The organism is Cohnella laeviribosi DSM 21336 (assembly GCF_000378425.1).
In the GTDB taxonomy this organism is placed as follows: domain Bacteria; phylum Bacillota; class Bacilli; order Paenibacillales; family Paenibacillaceae; genus Cohnella; species Cohnella laeviribosi.
Map to the genome: position 1 here is coordinate 25,350 of NZ_KB899833.1, position 22,580 is coordinate 47,929.

Here is a 22,580-nt window from a genome sequence, read left to right on the forward strand (position 1 = left end):
CCTACTTCCGGTTCAAGGCGAACAAATAGTTGTATTTCGAGGCATGCCTCAATTCGTCCGTAATAATTTCGAAAAGCATATCCCGGTACGGGCCGCCGGCGGGCAGGCATTGCCGGATCCGGCGGTAGTTCTCGACCGCCTTCAACTCGCCGAACAGCGCCGTCCGGATTCCGTCCAGGTAGGAAGAGGGCCGCTCGAACGGCGTTTTTTCCGGGGCCTGGATTTCTTTTCCCGTGAGATCCTTGTAGATTTGGCGGAACATCCGGTTGTGCTTCCGCTCGTCGTCCCGGATGGACGCGATGATGCCCTTTTCCTCCTTGGAAGGAGCCAGGGAAATGAGGTGCTGATAAAACAACTCGTCTTCCCGTTCGCCCTGAACGGCTTCCTTGATGAGCGGCAGCGCCTTCTGCAAGCAGGGCGCTTCGCCGCCGGCTCCTTCCGCGGGCGCAACCCGCACCGGAATCCACCCGTAATAGGCGTACTGTTGGGGATACATGTTCGCGCTCCTTTTTTTATGGTCCTGCATCAGTCTATGCATTGCCCGCCGCCGGGTGAATGCCCGCCTTTCGAAGCCGTTTTCCCGAACGAACGCGAAGCCCGGACCGCTCGAATTTTGCCTTGCTCAGCCTCGGATGGTAAAATAAATATGGTCTTCGGACAAATTTTCCGAATATTGAAAAATAAGAGGGAAGGGGAGCTATGAAAGGCGTATCCGTACTAAATTTCGACCAATCTTTATGTCCTCAGCTTAGTTTTCGCAAGCCGGCGTACGAATGGATCGATTTTACGGATATCAGGCAGACAAACGGATACTGTGTAAAAGATTCGGTCCGCAAAATAGACGCCAGATTGCGAGCGCGCCGAAATCGCGGCGTCACCGTCATCGGCGGCGGAAATTATCATTACGTCAGCTATCTGCTTTTGTCGGAAATGGCCCGGCCTTTTACCCTGGTGTTGTTCGATTATCATACGGAAATGCTGGAGCCGCCGGACGAATCGCTTCTGTCTTGCGGCTCCTGGGTGCTTGAGGCCATCCGGAACAATCCTTTTTTGGCCAAAGTGCTGCTGCTCGGCGTCGGCGAGGAGGGGCTACGGGAGATTCCCGCGTCGGTCGGCTCCAAAGTCGCCGCCTATTCGGTCCGTTCGATCGAGGGATTGGAATCCGACGTCCGGTCGATTGTGTCGCAAATTCCGACGGAGCTCGTCTATGTCAGCATCGACAAGGATGTGCTGAACCGGAACGAGGCGGTAACCGATTGGGACCAGGGCAATGTCACGCTTCGCCAGCTGCTCGGCATTCTGGACGGCATCGCGTCGAGCCGGAAGATTGCCGGCGTCGACATCTGCGGGGAATACCCGTATTCGCCTGTCCATGCTTACCGCAAGGAAATCCGCAGGGCGCTCAACATCAACGAGCGAACGAACCGGGTGCTCGTGGATCGGGCGATCCGGTGGATCGAGCGCAAAGACGCATCATAACCATCCGCTTTCAACATATTTCGACATACTTCGGCATAGTTCAACAAAAATCTTGTCAACAGCTTTCATGACGAAAGCTGTTTTTTCTTTGATTGAAACTGAAAACGCTTGCACAGTATCATGGATTCAGACCGCAGTGGGATACTAATCGAAATCCGCTGCTCCAAATCCAAAGGAGGTTATTTTTCTCATGAATACGCAACCCGGCCCTTCCGGACAGGGGGCGAAAGTGGCCGTCCAGCGGTTCGGACGATTTCTGAGCGGTATGGTCATGCCGAACATGGGCGCTTTTATCGCGTGGGGACTGATTACCGCATTGTTTATTCCGACCGGCTGGATCCCGAACGAAAGCCTGGCTTCCCTTGTCGAACCGATGATCAAATACTTGCTTCCGCTGCTGATCGGCTATACGGGCGGTACGGCGATTCACGGAACGCGCGGCGGAGTGATCGGCGCCGTCGCGACGATGGGCGTCATCGTCGGTTCCGAAATTCCGATGTTTCTCGGCGCCATGATCGTCGGACCTTTGGCCGCCTGGATTTTGAAGCAATTCGACAAAGCGGTCGAAGGCAAAATCCGCTCGGGCTTCGAGATGCTCGTCAACAACTTCTCCGCGGGCATTATCGGCGGCCTGCTGGCGATCGGGGCGTTCAAAGTCATCGGGCCGGTGGTTCAAGGAATCAGTAAAGCGCTCGCTTCCGGCGTGCAATGGCTCATCGACGCGGGACTGCTTCCGCTGATCAATGTGCTGATCGAGCCCGGCAAAGTCCTGTTTTTGAACAACGCGATCAACCATGGCGTACTGGGTCCGATCGCGCTTGAGCAAGCGTCCAAGGCGGGCAAGTCCATTCTCTTCATGCTCGAATCCAATCCCGGACCGGGACTTGGCATTCTGCTCGCGTACTGGCTGTTCAGCAAGGGCAGCGTCAAGCAATCGGCTCCCGGCGCCATCATCATTCACTTTTTCGGCGGGATCCACGAAATCTACTTCCCTTACATTTTGATGAATCCCCGCCTGATTCTGGCCGCCATCGCCGGCGGCGTAGCCGGAGCGTTGACCTTTACCGCTACGGGGGCCGGGCTTGTGGCCACTCCGTCGCCCGGAAGCATCTTCGCCTACCTGGCCATGACGCCCAAAGGCGGTTACGTGCCGGTTCTTAGCGGGGTCTTGATTTCGGCCGCCGCATCGTTTATCGTAGCATCGCTGCTGCTGAAAACAAGCCGCAAGACGCAGGAAGAAGATCTGGATGCCGCTAAGGAAAAGGTAAAAGAAATGAAAGCCGCTTCCAAAGGGGAAGTGCCTGCGGCGGCCGCAGCGGCCGCTGAGGCTGCGGAAATCGTCAAATCGGCTTCCGAAGTCCAAAAAATCGTTTTCGCCTGCGATGCGGGCATGGGTTCCAGCGCCATGGGCGCCTCCATTCTGCGCAAGAAGCTGGAGGCGGCCGGCAGCAAGGTGAAGGTGACCAATTCGGCGATCAGCGACATTCCGGCGGACGCGGACATCGTCATCACGCAAAAAACGCTGACCGATCGCGCCAAGCTGAAAGCGCCGAACGCCGAGCACATCTCCATCGACAATTTTCTGAAGAGCCCTGCGTACGACGAGCTTGTCGAGCGTTTGAAACAATCCTAAACAGCGGCGCTTCGTAAGGCGCACAGGCGCTTGCGCTCAATTCAGAGATGAGGTTTAACCGGAATGAAATTGTCCAATCGGCAGCGCCGCCTGTTGAATTTGCTGCTTGACCGGAAGGAAGGAGCAACCGCAGGCGAATTGGCGGAAAAAGTTCAGACCAGCACGAGAACGGTTCACCGGGAACTGATGGAACTGGAGACGTTGCTGGCCGCCCACGGGTTGTCTCTCGTCAAAAAAACCGGCATCGGCATCGCGCTGGCGGAAAGCGGCGGCGATCTGGACAAGTTCCGGGAAGAGCTGCGCAAATCGGATACGTCGGAATTCTCGGCGGAAGAGCGCAAAGGATGGATGCTTTGCCGGCTGCTGGAGGAAGCCGAGCCGGTGAAGCTGTTTGCGCTGGCCAGCGACGTCCGGGCGGCGATTCCGACGGTAAGCCGGGATCTGGACGAGCTTGAGCCCCTGCTGGCTCAAAACGGCTTGCATTTGGTGCGGAAACGGGGCTACGGCGTGGAAATCCGGGGCCCCGAACGCTCCAAGCGCAACCTGATTGTCTGGATGGCGGAGGAATATTTGGACGCGTCCGATTTCTACGGGTCTTTGCGGGAGCATGCCGACCGCTGGCCGTTTGCCGGCCGGCTGCTCGAACTGGCCGGAAAGCCGTGGTTTCTGGCGGTTGAGCGGTCATTGTGGAAAGCGGGCGAGGATTGGATCCGAAAGTTGCAGGAGCCGGAATATACCCGTCTCCTGCTTCGGCTGTCGGTAGCCGTCGCCCGGATGAAGCGCGGCCATCCGGCGGAGCGTCCGCCGCGGAAAGCCGCCGGCCGCAGGAGAAACGCGGACGAGACCGTCAAGCGGATCTTCGACGCGCTCGGCCTTGAATGGCGCGAGCCGGAAGCCGCGCATCTGCACTCGCTGATCGAGGACGCCAAGGCCTCCGCCGCCGAGACGTCCGTATCCTTTCTTCTTGACGCGAGCGGCTTGGAACTGGCGGAAAAAACCCTCGGGCTGATTCGGCGGGTCGGGGAACGGATCGGGCTTCCGCTCGATCAGGACCGGTCGCTGCTGGACGGCCTTGTGCGTCATCTCGGCCCCGCCCTGGAGCGGCTGGCCCGCGGGGAAGTGCCGAGAAATCCTTTGCTGGCGCAAATCCAGAAGGATTACGAGCGGTTGTTTGCCGCCGTCCGGGAAGGAATGGACGCATTGTGGCAAGACGTGCCCATTCCGGCTGAAGAAATCGGCTATGTCGCGATGCATTTCGGCGCCGCGATCGAGCGGTGGCAGATGGCGCCCAAGCACGTCAGGGCGCTTCTGGTGTGCACAAGCGGCATCGGCTCCTCGAAGCTGCTTGCGGTTAGGATTACCAAGGAAATACCGCAAATCGAAATCATCGGCAATTACTCGTGGTACGAGGCTTCGCGCGTGCCGCAGGATCAATATGATTTCATTATCTCTACGGTCGATTTGCCGATCGAACCCGAACGGTATATCAAACTGAGCCCATTGCTGACCCGGGAGGAGACGGATAAACTCCGGGGTTACATTCGCCGTCTTCCGGGCGACCCCAAGCCGACGGCGCCCGAGGTGCCGGAGGAGGAACGGGGGGCGTGGGAGCGGCTTAAGCGCATGAACCGATCCCTTAACGAAATGGTCGTCGTTCTGGAAAGGTTCCGGGTCTATTCGCTCAACGTGCCGGTTTCCGCGGAGGAAGGCGCGCTTAAGGCCGCGCTTTCCGCCATGCTCGCCAAGCTAAGACCCGGGAAGGCGGTCGCCGACGAAGCCAAGGTCGCGGAGCAGCTTATGGAAAGGGAGCGCCAGGGCAGCGTCCTTCTTCCCGAAACGCAGCTGGCTTTCTTTCATGTCAGAAGCGAGTGGGTTCGCGCTCCCGTCCTTGCGCTGTTCCGGCTGCAATCGCCGCTTCGGACGACACCCGCCACGGAGGCGAAGCAAGCGTTTCTGATGCTGGCTCCCGCCGGCGCAAGCGAAGAGACGCTGGAAGTGCTGAGCGAAATCAGCGCGCTCCTGCTGGATCCGGAAGCCGGCCGCCTGCTTCGGGAAGGCGATGAGGACGCCATCCGGGCGTTTTTCTCGAAGCAGTTGGAAATATACATTAAAACAAAACCGGAATGGAGAGAACCATCATGAGTTTTTTATCCAAACAAAAAATTAAGCTGAACGTAAAAGTCAACGACAAATTCGAAGCCATTCGCCTTGCCGGGCAATTGCTGGTCGAAGCGGGACATGTCGAAGCGGGTTACGTGGAAAAAATGGTCGAGCGCGAAACGCTGTCGTCCACGTATCTCGGCGGCGGTCTTGCCCTGCCTCACGGAACGAACGACTCGAAGCACTTGATCCGTTCCACGGGCATGTCCATTCTGGTGCTTTCGGACGCCGTGGACTTCGGCGGAGAGCCGGTGCGTCTGGTCATCGGGCTTGCCGCCGTCGGCGACGAGCACCTGGAGGTTTTGTCCAGCCTGGCGTTGATGGTGTCCGAGGACGAGGAAATGGAACGCATCCTGAAGGCCTCTTCGGAGGAAGAACTGCTTGCCATCTTTGAGAAAGGACTGCAGCTTTCATGAAGGCCGTTCATTTCGGAGGAGGAAACATCGGCCGGGGCTTCATCGGTCTGCTGCTGTCCCAAGCCGGTTACCGGGTGGAATTTGTCGACGTGAACGACGAGCTGGTCCGGCTCCTTCAGGAGCGGGGAGCGTACACGGTCCGGCTGGCCAATGCGGAAGCGGAAGAAACGGTTGTCCAAAACGTTACGGCGATCCACGGCAATGAAACGGAGCGGGTGGCGCAGGCGATCGCCGAAGCGGAGGTAGTGACGACCGCGGTAGGCGCGGGCGTGCTGAAGCACATCGCCGGCGCCATCGCCAAAGGCATCGAGCGCCGTCTGGCCTTGTCCGAGAAGCCGCTGCACGTTATCGCCTGCGAGAACGCCATCGGCGCCAGCACCCGGCTGAAGCAGCTCGTCTTCGAGCTTCTGCCCGAGGGGATTCGGGAACGCGCCGAACGCTTCGTCGCTTTTCCCGACGCCGCCGTCGACCGGATCGTGCCGATTCAGCAGCACGAAGACCGGCTGGCCGTTACCGTCGAGCCGTTCTACGAGTGGGTGGTGGACCGTTCCGCGATGCTGGACGGTTATCGCGAAATTCCGGGCGTGCACTATGTCGACCGGCTTCAGCCGTATATTGAGCGGAAGCTGTTTACGGTCAATACGGGCCATTGCACCGCGGCGTATCACGCTTATGCCCGCGGCGGTGAAAACGGCTACCGCACCATTCAGGAAGCGATGGGCGACCCGTCCGTCGTCGCGGAAGTGCGCGGAGCGCTCGGAGAGACGGGCGCGGTCCTGACCCGCCAGTACGGCTTCGATGAAGCCGAGCATGCCAAATACATCGAGAACATCCTGGAGCGGTTCCGCAATCCGTTCCTGACGGACGAAGTGGTCCGGGTCGGACGTTCGCCGATCCGCAAGCTGTCGCCGGACGAACGGCTCGTCCGCCCGTTAACGATCGCGCGCGAACTTGGCATCGAAACGCCTTATCTCATCAAGGCGATCGCGGCGGCCCTGCTGTTCGATTACCCCGAAGATCCGGAGGCGAAGGAGCTTCAGCAAACGCTGCGGGAGCTTGGCGTTTCCGAAGCGGTCGCCCGGTATACCGGACTGGCCGAAAGCGATCCTCTGCACGCGCGGATTCTCGATTCCTACGAGACGCTTAAGAACAACAACCCGCATACGAAAGGAAGTGCCGCGCGATGACACGATACTTCAAAGGCATCGGGGCTTCGCCCGGGATCGCCATTGCGAAAGCTTATCCGCTGAAATCGGAAACGTTCGTTCCGGAAAAACGGACCGTCGACGATCCGGAGCGGGAAGTGGAGCGTTTTCGCGAAGCGGTCAAACAGGCGCAAGATGAGCTGGAGCTCATCCGCCGGCAAACCGAAGAGAAGCTCGGCCAGGAAAAAGCGGAAATCTTCGAGGGTCATCTGCTGATTCTGGAGGACCCCGAGCTGATCGATACGATTGAGGGGAACATTCGGGATAACGCGGTCAATGCGGAATTCGCGCTGCACGAAGCGTCGGCGTTTTTCGTCGAAACGCTGCTTCAACTGGACGACGAAACGCTCCGGGGCCGGGCGGCGGACGTTAAGGACGTATGCGGGCGCGTCATGAACCGTTTGCGCGGAACGGAATCCGCCGATTTGTCCGGCATTTCCGAAGCGTGCATCGTGATCGCGTCCGATTTGACGCCTTCGGATACGGCCCAGCTCAATCTCGAAACGGTCTACGGATTTGCGACCGAAGTGGGCAGCCGCACTTCCCACTCGGCGATCATGGCCCGTTCGCTGGGCATACCGGCGGTCGTCGGTGCGGGCGAGGCGCTGCGCGAAATCCGGCCCGGCGCATGGGTCGTGCTGGACGCGGAAGAAGGAGTGGTCGTAGCCGATCCTTCGCCGGAAGAGCTTGAGGAATACCGCAAGAAAAAAAGCCGCTACGACGCCCGCAAGGCGGAGCTTGCAAAATGGGTGGACCGTCCGAGCGTGACCCAAGACGGCCATCGCGTCGAACTTGCCGCTAACATCGGCCAGTTGGAAGACGTGCAGAAGGCGCTTGACAACGGGGCGGAAGGGATCGGCCTGTTCCGCACGGAATTTTTGTACATGGGCCGCGACCGGCTTCCGACGGAGGACGAACAATTCAACAGCTATAAATACGTGCTGGAGAAAATGAACGGCAAACCGGTCGTCATCCGGACGCTCGATATCGGCGGGGACAAGGAGCTTTCGTATATGGAACTGCCGAAGGAAAGCAATCCGTTCCTCGGACAGCGGGCGCTTCGACTCTGCCTGACGCGCCCGGAGCTGCTTCGAACGCAGCTTCGGGCGCTGCTTCGGGCCAGCCGGTACGGCAACCTGAAGATTATGTTTCCGATGATCGCCGTGCTGGACGAACTGCTGGCGGCCAAGCGGATGCTGGAGGAAGAGAAGGCGAAGCTGATCGAAGAAGGCGCGGAGCTGGCGGAAACGATCGAAGTCGGCATGATGATCGAAGTGCCGGCCGCGGCGATCGCGGCGGACCAGTTCGCCAAAGAAGTCGATTTTTTCAGCATCGGGACCAACGATCTCATTCAATACACGATGGCGGCGGACCGGATGAACGAATCGGTGTCGTATTTGTACCAGCCGTGTCATCCGTCGATTCTCCGGCTGATCCGGATGGTCATCGACGCGGCGCGCCGGGAAGGCAAGTGGGTCGGCATGTGCGGCGAGATGGCCGGAGACGAAACCGCGATTCCGCTGCTGCTCGGGTTGGGTCTGCATGAATTCAGCATGAGCCCCGGCAGCATTCTTCCGGCGCGCGAACAGATCGGCAAGCTGTCTTACGGCGAGTGGACTGCGCTTGCCGACCGGGCGCTGCAATTCGCCAGCCAAGACGACGTTCAAACGTTCGTGCGCCAACAACTTTCGGGAGGGGACAACAAGTGATTGCAAAAACGTTCACGGTAGTCAATCCGACGGGATTTCACGTGCGGCCGACCAAAGCGTTCGTCCAGGCCGCCGCTGGGTTTCCGTGCAAAATAACGGTTTCCAGCAAAGGAAAAAAAGCGAACGGCAAGAGTTCGCTCAGCATGCTGACCTTGGGCATTGCCCAGTATGACGAAGTGACGCTGGAAATCGACGGCGAACAAGAAGAACAGGCGATGGAAACGCTGGGTAAACTGCTGACGCAGGTGCACGAATAAGCGGCAACGCAAACGCAGTGGCAGGAACGGGCAAAAGACGCTGAACGGCGCTCTTTTGTCCGTTTTTTTGATGAGAGGGAAACCCCTCCGCCTCAAGCCGGGGCTTGAAGCGGAGGCCGCGAGGGCAATGAGAACGCGAATAATCAGCGGCGTTTGCGCAGGCCGGCGAGGCGCGGTCCGCCGCGGTAATCGTGGGGACCGGCTCCTCCGCAGAAGACGTCTTTGCAGGAGACGGTATAAACGTGGTGCGGAACCGGCACGCAATGATGGCGGCGGATCACTTCAATCGGATGAATCACTTGAACGACCTGCGGATGAAAGTAGTCTTCGTAAACGACTTCCGGCGGATCGACGACGGATTGGGCCGGACAAGGGGAGTGTCCGTGATGGGAAGACAAGGCATTCATCTCCTTTCGTTGGGTTTTTACAATATACGAAAGGATAAATGCATACGCTTGTATGGATGCCTAAAGAGGCCGGAGTCCCGATTATTCCGCGCATGCATAGCTGCGCCTTCGGCTTGATGGCCGGGAAACGAATCGGCTTTGGGAACCCGGCCGCCGAACATGAACCTGCGGATCTCCGGGAATATTTTGGCGGCCGGCTAGCCACAATGATAGAAGATTTGCTTCCAGCGGCAGTCAAGGAGGGTTAAGGAGAAGGTGGAAAACAAAGGACATGCGGCGGACGGATCGATCCGCCGAATTGGGCTGTGGCTGGCTGTGGCCGTGGCGATCGGGAGCCTCTCGGCGGGCTCCCTGTCTGCGGCCGCGGCGGCCGAGCCGATTCCGATGACGCCGGAACCGACCGAAACGTCTAGCCGGATCGCGATCGTCATTGACGATTTCGGCAACAGGATGAAGGGGACGAAGGAAATGCTGGAGCTGCCGGTTCACCTGACCGCGGCGGTCATGCCGTTCCTTCCGAGCACCCGTGAAGACGCGGAGCTTGCCCATGCCAAAGGCCATGACGTCATCGTTCATTTGCCGATGGAGCCGGTGCGGGGCAATCCGAACTGGCTTGGGCCGAAAGCGATTTTGACGTCGCTGCCGGACGAAGAGATCCGCAAGCGGGTCGAGGAGGCCATCGCCGACGTGCCGCATGCGGTCGGCATGAACAACCATATGGGCTCCAAGGCGACGGCCGACGAGCGCGTCATGCGGGTGGTGCTTCAGGTGTGCAAGGAGAAAGGGCTGTTTTTCCTGGACAGCCGGACCTCCTACAAAACCGTCGTGCCGAAAGTCGCCCGGGAGCTCGGCGTTCCGCTGCTGCAGAACGACGTGTTTCTCGACGACGTTTACACGGCCAATCACGTCGCGCGGCAGCTTGCCGTCGTCAGAAAGAAGCTGGAGAAGGACGAGAAATGCGTCGTGATCGGCCACGTCGGGCCGCCGGGGCTCATTACCTCGGGAGCGCTGAAATCGGCCATTCCGGAACTGCAGAAGAAGGTCAAATTCGTTACGCTGTCGCAGATACTGCCGGACGAGGCGCTTAAGACGGGCCAATAACGGCGAGGCTGTCCCTTGCGCAAGTTTATTGCTAAGGGACAGCCTCATGCATCTTTCCGCACCCGCCGGCGATCCGGTTCGTCCGTCTCTACGGGGCGATGCAGCGATAAAAGAAAATGCCTTCGGCAATGGCCGCCGCAACCCGCGTCTGGCCGCGCGGGGACGTCAGCATGGCCCGGTCTCCGTCATGGTTCAGGAACCCGGTTTCGACGATGACGCTCGGCACCTTGATCCGGTTCAGCACATAGTATTTGCCGCCGGATTGCGGGAGGCGGCGCGTATTTTGCTGGCGGTTCAAGGCTTGCTGGATGAAGGAAGCAAGCAGGGCGCTGCGGCCTTCCTTCTGGTGAATGACGAGGGGGCCGCGTTTTTTCCCTTTCGGCGACCAGTTGACATGGATGCTGACAAACAGCTTGGCTTCGATCTCCTCGGTCAAGCTTCCGCGCTGCGACAAATCCCTCATATGGCGCGATGCCCGGTGCCAGCGGTTGTCGTTGCTCAGCGCGTAATCGCCGGTCCGGTTCAGGACCGCCCGAACGCCGCGGCTTTTCAGAATCAAGTAGAGCTTGCGGGCGATGGCCAGATTGATGTCTTTTTCCAAAATATCCTTGTAATGCGTCCCGGAATCGATGCCGCCGTGTCCCGCGTCGATCAGCACATCGGCCACCGGCAGGCTGTGCGGAGTTTGGACGGCCGCTTTGCGATCGTCCTCTTCGAAACTGCCGTCTTCCGGGGTTGCCGCCGCAGGCAGCGGAACGCTCCATGCCAGCGTGGCTGCTGTCAGGATGGCGATGCCAAGCTTGCGAACGATGGAGGACCTCATGGGGATTTACCCTCCTTCCGAAACGGATTTTCTTCCTTTAGCGTGGCTCGTGAAAGCGGCTCCCATGCAAAGAAGGCCAAAATTTCGCCGCGTTTGGGAAATTCGCCGGCCGGACATGATATAGATAGCAAGCCATAAAGGGGGAATTGCGGATGAACGACGGATTGGAATGGCTCAAATGGGTGGCGAACCGGTTCGCGGTTTACCTGACGACTCCGGCCGAAAGCCGAAAAGAGCTTCGGCGGCAGCGCAAGCAGATCCGCGAGCCGTGGGGCGTCCGCTGGTTTGGAATGCTGGCCGTAGGCATCCAGTTATGGTGGCAAGACCGGAGAAAAAACAAGCCGCACGTTCCGGGCTCATAAGCCCGGGACCTGCGGCTTTCGTTCGTTGTCGGAGCTTTTTGCTCTTATTATCGATAAAACAGTCCGAGATCCATGAGCGTTTCCGCCGGAATAAACCGAAGCCCCGCCATGTCCAGCGCAAGATCGAGCCGAGAGGACGACCATTCCTGGTACCCGACGACCGGCAGCGCATACAGCATCGATTCGCCGAACGGCGTGGCGACGAACCGCAGATGGCCCTTCGCATCCAGTCTTTGCTTGAGTTTGGCGCCGTCTGACGCATAAGGCCGTTCGTCCATCAGCCAGGGAAGCCGCTCGTACGGATCGAAGGTTTCGTTCAGCGTAAGGAGGGCCGGACGGTCGTCCGCATCCGGCGCGGGAGGACCGCTTGTCCGGCTTGCGGAAGCGAGCCGGGCCTTGAGCTCCGCCCAGCCGTCCGGCCGGATCGGGAGCAGCTCGGCGGTTTTGGCGTCGAGCCAGTACGTATCTTCTCCCGTGTTCACTTCCCACATGGCGGCGAAAGGATGAAAGTAATGCCGCGTCGCCTGATACGACCCGGATTCGGCATCCCGGGACCGGATCAACCCGTTTTCGACGAGCGACCGCTTGAGCGCCGCAGCGTCGAACAGCGGCTGGGAGCCCGTCCCGTATTCGCCCAATCGGAAGGAGCCGTCTTCGGCGGCATAGAGGATTAAGTATCCGACCGCTCGCCCGTCCTTCAGTACGGTGGCGATCCAGGCATGCGTTCCGGGCCCGAGCGCTTCGATTCGCGAGGCCGCGTTCCGCCATTGCGCAAAAGGCGCTTCCTGCGCCAGCCGGCCGATCCACCGCTCCGCTTCGGCGTTCAGCTTCGCCTCCAAACCCGCCTGCTCGGGCGCCGGCGGTTCCAGAGCCAGCGAAGCGCTCTGCACCGAGGCGAAGCGAAGCGTCTGCGCCGCTCCGCCGGCCGGCAGTGCGGCCGATGGCGTCCCGGAGAGCGCGGCGACAGCGCCCGGCGGGATGACGGCGGCCGCGGCCGCAACGGGCGCCGCGGCGGCAAGCGCGGCAATGAGCATCGCCCGGAGTACAAGACGATTCCGTCCATGCCGGCGGCGATTCACGTTGATTTTCATTTCGATTCCACCTGCCCTTTGATCTTCTTCCCAGCGCTGCGGTCGTTTGCGATGCTGGTCTTCATGCGGACAAGCCATCGGACAATCGGACGGGCGTATTGCCCGTTCTCTTGCATTGTAGCGGACAAGCCTTGCCGATGCTGTTGAAACGTGACCGCGTTTTTTCGCCGAGGAGGAACGGTTGTGTCGATTGGTGCTTTCTATTTCTTTACCCGATTCCCGGCAGGTGAAAAAGACCGCAATTCATGACGGACATCGTCACGCGGGGCCGGTACTGCCAGTCGATTTCTTCGGAGCGCTGCTTCAGCCTCGCTCGGAGCGCCTCCTTCGGCTCGCCTTCCTCCGCTTGATCGATCATCGGCCGGTAATAGGCTTCCAGCCGGGCGAGCTCGTCCAGCCTGCGCTCCTCGGCTTCGGCCGCCCACTGGAAATCGGCGGCTTTCAGCTTGCGCTCCAGCGCATGCTCCAACTGCGCCATCGCCTTGCGCAGCGACAGCCCGTTCGGAAGCAGGTGGACGTTCGGGGGCAGCTTGGGCGTCAGCCGGCGTTCCCGCACCCGCTCCAGAAACGCTTCGTCGATGACGCCCGTCGCCAGCGAAATGCCCCAGCCGTACAGCTCCTCGCGCTTCATGTCGCATTCGTAGCCGACCTTGAAGTTGACGCCGAGCCAAGCCGTATAGGGAACGGAGCCGAGCGGGCCGACGCCGGTCCGCTTGGGCGGCTCCTCGAACATCGTGACGCAGCGTCCGAACTGGCGGACGGATTCGAAGATTTGATCGAGCCGCCGCGAGCCGAAGTAAACGTCGTCGCGAATGACGCGGGGACCGTTCTGCAGCAAGGGCATGGGCATTCCGGCAGCAGGCTGGGTTCCGGCTTGGGGCTGAACCTGCGGCTGGGCCCCGGCTTGGCCATCCCGCGCCGCCTCCGGCCCGGATAGCTCCGCTTCGGACGGATGCACGAAGCTCCAGCGGAACGTCATCGTCTCCGGCTCGGCACCGGTCCGGTCGACAAAGCTCCAGTAATACGGGCGGTTCGTCAGCGCGCGGTCGGCTTCCGGCGACAGCTTCACGGTGACGTGTGTCGGGCTTTTCTCGATAATGCTGCTGCCCGTCGCTTCCAGATAGGAGATGACAAAGCGTTGCACTTGCTTGGCGTTCATGTCCGTTCACTCCCGCTGTCGTTGATTCCGCGTCTGCAGCAGCGCATCGCCGAGACCGTCGATCCGGCTGCGCAGTTCCCGCTCGTCGGCGGATTCCAGCAGCATTTTGGCAAGCCTCCGCTCCAGCGATTCTTCGCGTTCGATCCGCTCCACGATTTCGTCCAGCTCGCCGATCACCGTTTCGAACATATTGATTTTTTCGTGAAGCAAATGCAGAATATGCTCCTCGATCGTCCCGAGCGTGCACAGGTTGAAGATGCGGACGTCTTCGGTCTGGCCGAGCCGGTGCACGCGCCCGATCCGCTGTTCGACCCGCATCGGATTCCAGGGGAGGTCGAAATTGACGATATGGTGGCAAAATTGCAGGTTGATCCCTTCGCCTCCCGCCTCGGTGGCGACAAGCACCTGCGCCCTGCGCCGGAACAGGTCCATCATCCAGTCCTTCTTGCCCCGGTTCATGCCTCCGCGGTACGGCACGGCAGACAGGCCGTGCTCCTTGAAATAACGGAGCAGGTATTCCTGCGTCGCCCGGTATTCCGTAAAGACGATGACTTTTTCGCCGATGTTCTCGACAAGCTTCATGGTGGCCTCGGCTTTGGTGTTCGCCTGGATGCTGCGAATCAGCTCGACCAGCTCCCAAATCCGGGCGTGCAGCGGGGAATCGGGCGGGATTTTTTTCGACAGGTTGATCAAGGTCAGAAAGACGGCGTCGCGGCTTGAGCACACTTCCCGCTGCAGCGTCACGAGCGAGAGCATGCTGGCCAGATCGCCCCGCTCGGCTTGCGCGTGCTGCCGGACATATTGCGTCACGCCGTCGTACAAGGCCTGCTCGTCTGGAGACAGCCGCAGCGGCACGTTGGTGACCGTGCGCTTGGTGAACTCCAGGCCGCCGTCGCTGCGCCGGTTGCGGATCATGACCTGGCCGAGCGCCTCTTGCAGCTTGTCTTCGTTTTTGGCGACCCGGCGGCCAACGACGAAGTTGGCGGCGAACTCGCCCTCGCCTCCCAATTGTCCGGGCTTGAGCAGCGTAATCAGGTTGTACAGCTCGGACAAATCGTTCTGCACGGGCGTGGCGGTCAGCAGCAGGCAGTATTTTTTGCGCAGGTCGCTGACGAATTGGTAGTTGCCGGTTTTTTTGTTTTTCAGCTTGTGCGCTTCGTCGATGATGAGCATGTCGTATTCGCTTCCGTGCAGGAAGGAGCGGTGCGGCTCGCGCTTGGCCGTATCCATCGAGGCGACGACGATGTCGTGCTCCCAGTGATACATTTTTTTGTGCGCGACGGCGGGAATGCCGAACTTGCCGTTGAGCTCCCGCACCCACTGCAGGACAAGCGAAGCGGGGACCAGAATGAGCGCGCGGCGGACAAGTCCGCGGACGAGATACTCTTTCAGCACTAGGCCGGCCTCGATGGTTTTGCCGAGACCGACCTCGTCGGCCAGAATCGCTCTGCCCCTCATTTCGTACAGGACGCGGCGCGCCGTTTCCGTCTGGTGGGGGAGCGGCGTAAATCCGGGCAGCAGCCGCAAGCACTGCAATTCGTGAAAATCGGCGACGCGCCGGGCTTCTTCGGCCTCCCAGGCCATTTGGTACAGCGACCAGTCGTCCCAAGGCCCGTTGCGCTCGATTCGGCGCTCCAGTTCCTCGAACGCGCTCCGGTCGACGTGCAGATCGACGAGCGGATGAAGCTTGCGTGCCGGTTGGGCGGCGCGGTCCGGCGCGGCCGGCGTCTCGCTCCGGGAACCGGAAGAAGCGGCGGAATCGGGTTCGGCGGCGGGCTGCGGGAGACGGTCCTCTTGAATCGCCGGCGTTCCGGACGGTTGCGAAGCGGGTTGAATGGGCACGTGTCGGTCCTCCTTCTCGTTGCTGTCGCAGGGACAATCTTTCTTTGTTTAGTATGAGCAATCGGAACCTTTTCAAAACAAGCGGGCGGCGCAAAAGGGAGAAAACGGGAGCATGCCGGAACAGGCCGCCGCCAGGCTCGGCTGAGCCCGTCTGATGTCGCGATAGGCCGGTGGAAATACAATATGTTGTATATTAAAATAGAATTTACGCACAATATATAGTAAAATGTACATACTTTACGGTATTGTTGCGTAGGATTCGCGATTTGCTTGCGAAAGTCGGTTCGTGATTCGATACGAAGCCAAAGGGAGAGGGTGCAACGGATGTCTACGACGACGAACAAAGCTCGGCTTGAGGGATTGAGCGAAAAAATATTTTTGGACCGTTACGCCTGGAAAAACGCGAATGCGGACGACGCCAAGGTCGGGGATGTCGTTCTCGTGCTGACGAAGGACGATCCGAAGTTTCCGACCAAGGAGGTCGGGGAAATCGTAAGCCGCAGCGGCCGTCAAGTTACGGTCCGCTTAAGAAGCGGCGAACTGGTCGAATCGACCGTCGAGAAGCTTACGCTGACGATCGAAAAGACGCCGGAAGAAATGTGGGACCGCCTGGCGAACGCGATGGCCTCGGTCGAGGCGACGGAGGAGAAGCGGAAGGAGTGGAACGCCAAGTTTCGCTGGCTGCTGGACGACTGGAAGCTGGTTCCGGGCGGCCGAATCGCGGCGGGAGCGGGAGCCAGCGACGAGCTGACGCTGTTCAACTGCTACGTCATTCCTTCTCCGCACGACAGCCGCGGCGGCATCATGAAGACGCTGAGCGAGATGACGGAAATTATGGCCCGCGGCGGCGGGGTCGGCATCAACCTGTCGTCGCTTCGTCCGCGCCGGGCCGTTGTCAAAGGCGTCAACGGCACTTCGAGCGGCTCCGTCTCCTGGGGCGGGCTGTTCAGCTACACGACCGGCCTGATCGAGCAGGGGGGAAGCCGGCGCGGGGCGCTCATGCTGATGATGAACGATTGGCACCCGGACGTCGAGGAATTCATCACGGTGAAGCAGACGCCGGGACGGGTGACGAACGCGAACCTGTCCGTTTGCGTGAGCAACGCCTTTATGCGGGCGGTCAAGGAAGACCTCGACTGGGAGCTGGTCTTTCCGGATACGTCCGACCCCGAATACGACGAAGTATGGGATGGGAACCTGGAGAAATGGAAGCGGCTCGGCAAGACGGTCGTGACCTACCGCACCGTCCGGGCGCGGGAGATTTGGAACACGATCATCGAATCCGCTTGGAAGTCGGCCGAGCCGGGCGTCGTGTTCATGGAATATTACAACCAGATGTCCAACAGCTGGTATTTTAATCCGATTATCTCGACCAATCCCTGCGGGGAACAAGGTCTGCCCGCGTGGGGCGTATGCAACCTGTCGGCGATCAATCTGTCCAAGTTCTACGATGCCGGCAAGCACGACGTCGCCTGGGACGAGCTGGCCCGCGTCGTCCGTTACTCGACCCGTTTTCTGGACAACGTGATCGACAAGACGCCGTATCATTTTCCGGAAAATGAAGCGAACCAGAAAAAGGAGCGCCGCATCGGCCTGGGCACGATGGGACTCGCGGAGCTGCTCATTCGCCTGGAAATCCGGTACGGCAGCCCGGAGAGCCTGGCGTTTCTGGATAAGCTGTACGGATTTATCGCCCGCGAGGCTTATCTGGCTTCGACGGAAATCGCGGCGGAGAAAGGCTCGTTCCCCGCGTTCGAGGCCGACAAGTTCCTGCAAAGCGGCTTTATGAAAAACATGGCCGAAGCGTTCCCGGAAGTGGCGGAAGCGGTGCGGAGCAAAGGCATGCGGAACGTGACCGTCATCACCCAGGCGCCGACGGGTTCCACGGGGACGATGGTGGGCACCTCCACCGGCATCGAGCCTTACTTTGCGTTCGAATATTACCGGCAAAGCCGCCTCGGCCTCGACAAACAGTACGTGCCGATCGCTCAGGAGTGGAAAGAAGCGCATCCGGGCGAGGAGCTGCCGCCGTGGTTTGTGACCGCGATGGATCTGTCGGCCGAAGACCATATCCGCGTTCAAGCGGCCATTCAGCGCTGGGTGGACAGCTCGATCTCGAAGACGGCGAACTGCCCGGCCGACTTTACCGTCGAAGAAACCGCCAAGCTGTACGAGCTTGCGTTCGAGCTCGGCTGCAAAGGCGTCACCATCTACCGCGACGGCAGCCGGGACACGCAGGTATTGAGCACGACGAAGGACGATAAAGGCGATGGCGGCAAGGAAAAAGCCGCGCCGGCGGAGAACGGAGCGTCCGGCGAGGCGGCCGCGGCTTCGGACAACGCGGCGATCGGCGGGCTGAACGCCGCGCTGAACGCGAATGTAACGCCGGAGCAGGCGAAGGTGTTCGACAAGCAGTACAAGAGCCGGCCGAAGGTGCTCCGCGGCGCGACCTACAAGTTCAATACGCCGTTCGGCATGGCCTATATTACGGTGAACGACATCGACGGCACGCCGGGGGAAATCTTCCTCAACGTCGGCAAAGCCGGTTCCGACGTGTTCGCCATGGCGGAGGCGCTCGGCCGCGTCTGCTCGCTGTTCCTGCGGTACGGCGACCACGGCAACAAGGTGCAACTGCTTATCAAGCACCTGAAGGGCATCGGCGGCACGGGAGCGGTCGGCTTCGGACCGAACCGCGTTGAGTCGATCGCCGACGCCGTCGCCCAAGCGCTGGAGCTGCACATCGGCCTTCTGCGGGAGGAGCAGGCGGCGTCCAAGGAGCTTCCGGCCGCAGCAGCGCGCAGCGCCGCAGACGGCGGCAAGGCTGCGGCGGCGGTCCCGCCGGTCGTTCCGTACACGTCGACGGACCTCTGCCCGTCCTGCGGCTCGGCCTCGCTGCTGTACGTCGAAGGCTGCAAGACGTGCGCGAACTGCGGGTACAGCAAGTGCAATTGAACTTGATGAAAATGCGATAAAATATCATATGTGAAATTCCATAATTAATTGGAATTGGTTCAAAATTAGTTAGATATTTTATTGCTGAATTAATAGGATTCGAATAAAGTTTCAAAATGACCAGACAGCGATGCTGCTTTCTGGTCATTTTCCGTTTATCAACCCCATATTTATCAGCAATACGATGGCATTTCTATCTCATGGAACTTACGATTCCACAAACACTCGCCACCGGCGCCTGTTTTGACGCGGGAGCGAAAGAAAGAACTTTCCATTGAATTCCAACGTCTAACAAATAGGATTATTTTCGATTATTTGATGGACGGAGAGGAGACACGGTCGATGGATAAAGGATGGGTACCGACGCTGCTTGCCGTCGTACTCGTAATGATGGTAGCCGGCGCAATCAAACAATCGCTGCAGTATGCGCCTGCAACTCCTGTTTCGAATCAGTATTCGCCCCAGGAAGCGTCTGTCGAGGAGGGCGTCGGAAAAAATGGGGCGGACGCTCCCAAGCCGGCTGACGAGGTCTCCGAAGCAGAAGAAAAACGTGCGCTTGAGCCGGGTGCCGACGCATCCGAAGCGGCGAAGTTATCGATTGTGGTCGGTGACGACGTCAAGTTGGAAACCTCATTGGAGCACGAAACGGCGACGTTCGATGGAACGGAATACACGATCGAGCCCTATGGCGTGATCTTCGCGGTGCGAACGGATATGGGTGAACCTGTTGTAGAGGGCGAGAGAATCGTTTTTTCGAGAGATTTGTCGGGAGAGGCAACGATATCGTATGAAGTGATGGAGAATACGTCTTTGAATGAAGCAGTGGTCAAGGAGCTGCAAGATCACGAGGACTCTTTCTACGGTGAGTTTATCGAGACCACCTCAAAAGGCGGCCTGAATGGCAAACACAATCAATATAAAGATGATTCCGTCTTTTCCGGCGTTTTTTTCTACGAGTTCGATCGACATGTTCTTCGGATCGATTATCGATGTCCGATCGCCGCCGTCGACCCAATGGTTCGAATCGTAAATGAAACCGTAGATTCGGTAAAGATGCGAATATAATCTGCCCGTTAGCTTAATGGCGCATGGCCAGTCTATCCTGAAAATATCGTTCGGCGAGAGAACTAAATTCCCAAGCACCCCGCCGGGAAATTGTCATCCTATATCCAGCCCTATCGGGAACTCCCAGCGCTCGAAGTTCGCGGTTTCGTGGTTCACTTTGAAGTGGGTGTCCGTACCTTGTGGGTACGGGCTTTTTTATGTTTTTCTCACAACATACGATGGTTGCCTCCAGAAAAGGAAGAGTCAAGATGAACCCTAACCTGAATGCCACGCCGTTGCAAGAACGAACGATAGCTGAGGAACTTTTGCCCAAAGGAACGGACACCAAAATGAACATGCATTCATGCGGCAATGCAGGGATGTGCAACACGCAAGGTTTGCAAACCCGTATCGACGCTGCGGGCATAACAACCTTTTTTGAAAAGACGCTTGACATGGAATGCATTTCATACTTTACGCTGTGTGCGAACAGAAGCTCCGGCCCTATGCCGGCAATCGGCAGGCGTTCGTTGCGTTCCGGGAGTGGTGAGGAGGTGAAAATGAAAAGGCTTTCTAAGCTTCATTAAATCAATAAACGTTGTTTTTCCGGTTGCCGCATCGTTAACGCCGCTTGCAAATATGAACCGCTGGAGGGGAATGTCCATGAAACAAGAAAATGCACTCAACAACATATTGGAAGCCGATTTTAAGCTGAATGAACGGCCGAACCATGAACCGCTTCGCGTGCTTAGCGAAGAGGATTGGAAATTCTGGAAGGAAAACGGTTACGTCGTTGTTCCGAATGCGGTCCCGCAAGAAAATCTCGACCGTCTGGTCAATTTGATTTGGGAGTTTGAAGAGAAAGATCCGAACGATTCCTCGACCTGGTATAAGCCCGCACGCCGGGAGATCCAGATGAAAGAACTCGTAAATACGGGAATGGTGGAGCTTTATAACCATCAATATCTGTGGGATAACCGGATGAATGAAAGGGTTTATCAAGCTTTTGTCGATATTTGGGGTACGGAACGTCTTTGGGTCAGCATCGACCGCTGCAACCTGAACCTCCCTATTCGCCCAGGTTATGAATATAAAGGATTTATCCATTGGGACGTAAACACTTCTCTGGATCCGCTTCCTGTCAATGTTCAAGGCATTCTCACCTTGGCGGATACCGATATCGACATGGGCGGGTTTCAATGCATCCCTGAATTGTACCGGAATTTCCATGAATGGGTCAAAACGCAGCCCGCCGACCGGGATCCGTACAAACCGGATACCACCGGATTTACGCCGACCAAGGTGGTAGCGAAAGCCGGAGACCTGATTATTTTCCACAGCATGCTCGCGCACGGCATCCGGGCCAACCATTCCGCCAAGCCGCGTCTGGCGCAATATATTTCCATGTTCCCCGCACAAGAGTATAACGAGGAGCTGCGGCAATCCCGAATTGAATCCTGGAGAGACCGCATCCCGCCGAAAGGGATGGCATTCCCGGGGGATCCGCGAAATTGGGAGCAAACGAAATACGAGAGAGCCAATTTGACAGAGTTAGGCGAAAAATTGCTCGGATTGAAAAATTGGTAACCGGGTTTGCAGCACTTTTTAGATGCCGTGCGAGCGGATTTTGCCTATTCCTTGGCGGTCGGCTCGGGCGGCCTCTTTTTTCGCCGACAGATGATATAAAATAAAAGAAAGGAGGGCTGTTCAGATGGCTAATATTAAAGAAATCGCCAAGAAAGCGAACGTGTCCGTGTCCACGGTTTCTCGCGTTTTGAACGGTCACAATTATGTCAGCGATGAAAAGCGGGAAGCGGTTTTAGCGGCGATCGAGCAACTGAATTACACGAGAAATATGAATGCGGTTCACTTAATTAAAGGGAAAACCAATGTCATTGGCGTGATGCTTCCTTTCATTAACCACCCCTATTTTTCAAGATTGTTGGAAGGGATTTCAGCCAGTGCGTTACAGAAAAACTATCAGTTGATGCTTTGCCAAACCGACTACAAGGAAGAAATTGAAATCAAAGTGCTCGATATGCTGAAAATGAAACAGATTGACGCCGTGATTATTTGCTCGAAACATTTGCCCTTGGACCGGATTGAACCCTATACCCGCTATGGCCCCATTGTCGCGTGCGAAGACGTCGGGGATTCATCGGTGTCGTCCGTTTTTCTAGACCATTACACGAGTTTTTATAATGGGATGCGCTATTTAATCGACCGCGGTCATCGGGCCATTGGATTTTGCTTGGGGAGAAGCAGCGGCGTGAACAGCCAAATGCGCCGTAAGGCGTACGAGGATGCGCTGGCTTTGATTCACGAACCGGTCAGAGAGGAATGGATCTTTTATCAAACTTACCGAATTGAAGACGGCGTGAAATTGATGCGGGACATGCTGCAGATGGAAGAACGGCCTTCCGCGATGCTGGTCACCAACGATCAGGTCGCTGCGGGAATGATTATTGAAGCGAAAAAGAACGGCTTAACCGTTCCGGACGATTTGGCGGTTATCGGGTTCGACAATCAGCCGATCGCTGAAGTTTTTAATTTGACGACGATTGATAATCAACTGTTTGAAATGGGAAGCAGCGCTTTTCAGATTGCGCACGACCAAATTATGAAAACAAGAGATGAACCGGAACATCGGGAGCTTGAATACAGGTTGATTGAACGGTTCAGCGTGTAAATACATAATCAAAAATCCTAGTGAACAATAAAGAATAAGCCTGGAATTTTCACGAAGGCTATATTATCGCCAAAGAAATCCAAAATTTCGGGGTTTTAGTCGTGAAGGATCAAATGAATATCAAGAACAAGTCCGTTAACGAGATTCTGCGGAAAGCCGATCCTCATGCCATTTGGATTTCGACCGACAAAGAAATTATCACTCGGTTGAAGTTGGTGACAAAGTAAATATTTTAATGAACGGAACGGTAA

20 protein-coding genes are annotated in these 22,580 nt (G+C 58.0%); 14 read left to right on the forward strand and 6 right to left on the reverse strand.

The features are described from left to right. Window position 1 precedes the first annotated feature (1 nt). Window positions 2-496: a ferritin family protein gene (locus tag F560_RS0115485; RefSeq protein WP_019006662.1), complete on the reverse strand. Its 495-nt coding sequence runs from the start codon at window positions 494-496 to the stop codon at window positions 2-4. Window positions 497-699: 203 nt separating this feature from the next. Between F560_RS0115485 and F560_RS0115490 the strand changes: the two genes are divergently transcribed. From F560_RS0115490 to F560_RS0115520, 7 genes are all read left to right on the forward strand, one after another. Further along, entirely contained in the window at window positions 700-1,479 is a 780-nt protein-coding gene (locus F560_RS0115490; protein ID WP_019006663.1) for an arginase family protein, read from the forward strand. A gap of 190 nt (window positions 1,480-1,669) precedes the next feature. Next, window positions 1,670-3,112, forward strand: a complete 1,443-nt coding sequence (locus F560_RS0115495; RefSeq protein ID WP_019006664.1) for a PTS mannitol transporter subunit IIBC — start codon at window positions 1,670-1,672, stop codon at window positions 3,110-3,112. A 63-nt stretch (window positions 3,113-3,175) separates the two neighbouring features. Then, the gene (locus tag F560_RS0115500; RefSeq protein ID WP_019006665.1) at window positions 3,176-5,254 is read left to right on the forward strand and encodes a BglG family transcription antiterminator; all 2,079 of its coding nucleotides are present in this window, start codon (window positions 3,176-3,178) and stop codon (window positions 5,252-5,254) included. Continuing rightward, a complete protein-coding gene (locus F560_RS0115505) occupies window positions 5,251-5,688 on the forward strand; it encodes a PTS mannitol transporter subunit IIA (protein ID WP_019006666.1) in 438 nt (145 codons plus the stop codon). The genes F560_RS0115500 and F560_RS0115505 overlap by 4 nt, the downstream gene beginning before the upstream one ends. Then, window positions 5,685-6,875, forward strand: coding sequence for a mannitol-1-phosphate 5-dehydrogenase (locus tag F560_RS0115510; RefSeq protein ID WP_019006667.1), 1,191 nt, complete (start codon window positions 5,685-5,687; stop codon window positions 6,873-6,875). Before F560_RS0115505 ends, F560_RS0115510 begins: the two co-directional genes overlap by 4 nt. Then, the gene (gene ptsP / locus F560_RS0115515) at window positions 6,872-8,602 is read left to right on the forward strand and encodes a phosphoenolpyruvate--protein phosphotransferase (protein WP_019006668.1); all 1,731 of its coding nucleotides are present in this window, start codon (window positions 6,872-6,874) and stop codon (window positions 8,600-8,602) included. The genes F560_RS0115510 and ptsP overlap by 4 nt, the downstream gene beginning before the upstream one ends. Continuing rightward, the gene (locus tag F560_RS0115520; protein WP_019006669.1) at window positions 8,599-8,859 is read left to right on the forward strand and encodes an HPr family phosphocarrier protein; all 261 of its coding nucleotides are present in this window, start codon (window positions 8,599-8,601) and stop codon (window positions 8,857-8,859) included. Before ptsP ends, F560_RS0115520 begins: the two co-directional genes overlap by 4 nt. A 143-nt stretch (window positions 8,860-9,002) precedes the next feature. Here the strand turns inward: F560_RS0115520 and F560_RS23405 are convergent, their stop codons facing one another. Next, window positions 9,003-9,257, reverse strand: a complete 255-nt coding sequence (locus F560_RS23405) for a hypothetical protein (protein WP_019006670.1) — start codon at window positions 9,255-9,257, stop codon at window positions 9,003-9,005. 264 nt (window positions 9,258-9,521) lie between these two features. On the opposite strand from F560_RS23405, the gene F560_RS0115535 reads away from it, so the two are divergent. Beyond that, window positions 9,522-10,367, forward strand: a complete 846-nt coding sequence (locus F560_RS0115535) for a divergent polysaccharide deacetylase family protein (RefSeq protein ID WP_019006672.1) — start codon at window positions 9,522-9,524, stop codon at window positions 10,365-10,367. An 88-nt stretch (window positions 10,368-10,455) separates the two neighbouring features. On the opposite strand, the gene F560_RS0115540 is transcribed toward F560_RS0115535, so the two are convergent. Continuing rightward, on the reverse strand, window positions 10,456-11,190 hold the full coding sequence (locus F560_RS0115540; RefSeq protein WP_019006673.1) for an N-acetylmuramoyl-L-alanine amidase: 735 nt from the start codon (window positions 11,188-11,190) through the stop codon (window positions 10,456-10,458). Between the two features lie 152 nt (window positions 11,191-11,342). On the opposite strand from F560_RS0115540, the gene F560_RS0115550 reads away from it, so the two are divergent. Beyond that, the gene (locus F560_RS0115550; RefSeq protein WP_019006675.1) at window positions 11,343-11,552 is read left to right on the forward strand and encodes a YqzE family protein; all 210 of its coding nucleotides are present in this window, start codon (window positions 11,343-11,345) and stop codon (window positions 11,550-11,552) included. Window positions 11,553-11,599: 47 nt separating this feature from the next. On the opposite strand, the gene F560_RS23410 is transcribed toward F560_RS0115550, so the two are convergent. From F560_RS23410 to F560_RS0115570, 3 genes are all read right to left on the reverse strand, one after another. Beyond that, complete coding sequence (locus tag F560_RS23410; RefSeq protein ID WP_019006676.1) at window positions 11,600-12,643, reverse strand: hypothetical protein; 1,044 nt, start codon at window positions 12,641-12,643, stop codon at window positions 11,600-11,602. Between the two features lie 208 nt (window positions 12,644-12,851). Then, entirely contained in the window at window positions 12,852-13,802 is a 951-nt protein-coding gene (locus F560_RS0115565) for a YqhG family protein (RefSeq protein ID WP_019006678.1), read from the reverse strand. A 6-nt stretch (window positions 13,803-13,808) separates the two neighbouring features. After that, window positions 13,809-15,644 (reverse strand): DEAD/DEAH box helicase, encoded by a 1,836-nt coding sequence (locus tag F560_RS0115570; RefSeq protein ID WP_019006679.1) that lies wholly within the window; start codon window positions 15,642-15,644, stop codon window positions 13,809-13,811. A gap of 324 nt (window positions 15,645-15,968) precedes the next feature. Between F560_RS0115570 and F560_RS0115575 the strand changes: the two genes are divergently transcribed. From F560_RS0115575 to F560_RS0115595, 5 genes are all read left to right on the forward strand, one after another. Continuing rightward, entirely contained in the window at window positions 15,969-18,596 is a 2,628-nt protein-coding gene (locus tag F560_RS0115575) for an adenosylcobalamin-dependent ribonucleoside-diphosphate reductase (protein WP_019006680.1), read from the forward strand. A 342-nt stretch (window positions 18,597-18,938) separates the two neighbouring features. After that, entirely contained in the window at window positions 18,939-19,661 is a 723-nt protein-coding gene (locus F560_RS0115580) for a hypothetical protein (protein WP_019006681.1), read from the forward strand. A gap of 248 nt (window positions 19,662-19,909) precedes the next feature. Further along, entirely contained in the window at window positions 19,910-20,227 is a 318-nt protein-coding gene (locus F560_RS0115585; RefSeq protein WP_019006682.1) for a hypothetical protein, read from the forward strand. A 76-nt stretch (window positions 20,228-20,303) separates the two neighbouring features. Continuing rightward, the gene (locus F560_RS0115590; RefSeq protein ID WP_019006683.1) at window positions 20,304-21,227 is read left to right on the forward strand and encodes a phytanoyl-CoA dioxygenase family protein; all 924 of its coding nucleotides are present in this window, start codon (window positions 20,304-20,306) and stop codon (window positions 21,225-21,227) included. Between the two features lie 124 nt (window positions 21,228-21,351). Then, window positions 21,352-22,329, forward strand: a complete 978-nt coding sequence (locus F560_RS0115595) for a LacI family DNA-binding transcriptional regulator (RefSeq protein WP_019006684.1) — start codon at window positions 21,352-21,354, stop codon at window positions 22,327-22,329. Window positions 22,330-22,580: the final 251 nt, after the last annotated feature.

Excerpts from the sequence above, each read along its gene's own strand:
- F560_RS0115505 (WP_019006666.1), top strand. The coding sequence starts at position 5,251 with ATGAGTTTTTTATCCAAACAAAAAATTAAGCTGAACGTAAAAGTCAAC.
- F560_RS0115550 (WP_019006675.1), top strand. The coding sequence starts at position 11,343 with ATGAACGACGGATTGGAATGGCTCAAATGGGTGGCGAACCGGTTCGCG.
- F560_RS0115490 (WP_019006663.1), top strand. The coding sequence starts at position 700 with ATGAAAGGCGTATCCGTACTAAATTTCGACCAATCTTTATGTCCTCAG.
- ptsP (WP_019006668.1), top strand. The coding sequence starts at position 6,872 with ATGACACGATACTTCAAAGGCATCGGGGCTTCGCCCGGGATCGCCATT.
- F560_RS0115590 (WP_019006683.1), top strand. The coding sequence starts at position 20,304 with ATGAAACAAGAAAATGCACTCAACAACATATTGGAAGCCGATTTTAAG.
- F560_RS0115495 (WP_019006664.1), top strand. The coding sequence starts at position 1,670 with ATGAATACGCAACCCGGCCCTTCCGGACAGGGGGCGAAAGTGGCCGTC.
- F560_RS0115540 (WP_019006673.1), bottom strand. The coding sequence starts at position 11,190 with ATGAGGTCCTCCATCGTTCGCAAGCTTGGCATCGCCATCCTGACAGCA.
- F560_RS0115510 (WP_019006667.1), top strand. The coding sequence starts at position 5,685 with ATGAAGGCCGTTCATTTCGGAGGAGGAAACATCGGCCGGGGCTTCATC.
- F560_RS0115565 (WP_019006678.1), bottom strand. The coding sequence starts at position 13,802 with ATGAACGCCAAGCAAGTGCAACGCTTTGTCATCTCCTATCTGGAAGCG.
- F560_RS0115485 (WP_019006662.1), bottom strand. The coding sequence starts at position 496 with ATGTATCCCCAACAGTACGCCTATTACGGGTGGATTCCGGTGCGGGTT.
- F560_RS0115595 (WP_019006684.1), top strand. The coding sequence starts at position 21,352 with ATGGCTAATATTAAAGAAATCGCCAAGAAAGCGAACGTGTCCGTGTCC.
- F560_RS0115580 (WP_019006681.1), top strand. The coding sequence starts at position 18,939 with ATGGATAAAGGATGGGTACCGACGCTGCTTGCCGTCGTACTCGTAATG.
- F560_RS0115500 (WP_019006665.1), top strand. The coding sequence starts at position 3,176 with ATGAAATTGTCCAATCGGCAGCGCCGCCTGTTGAATTTGCTGCTTGAC.
- F560_RS0115575 (WP_019006680.1), top strand. The coding sequence starts at position 15,969 with ATGTCTACGACGACGAACAAAGCTCGGCTTGAGGGATTGAGCGAAAAA.
- F560_RS23410 (WP_019006676.1), bottom strand. The coding sequence starts at position 12,643 with ATGAAAATCAACGTGAATCGCCGCCGGCATGGACGGAATCGTCTTGTA.
- F560_RS0115585 (WP_019006682.1), top strand. The coding sequence starts at position 19,910 with ATGAACCCTAACCTGAATGCCACGCCGTTGCAAGAACGAACGATAGCT.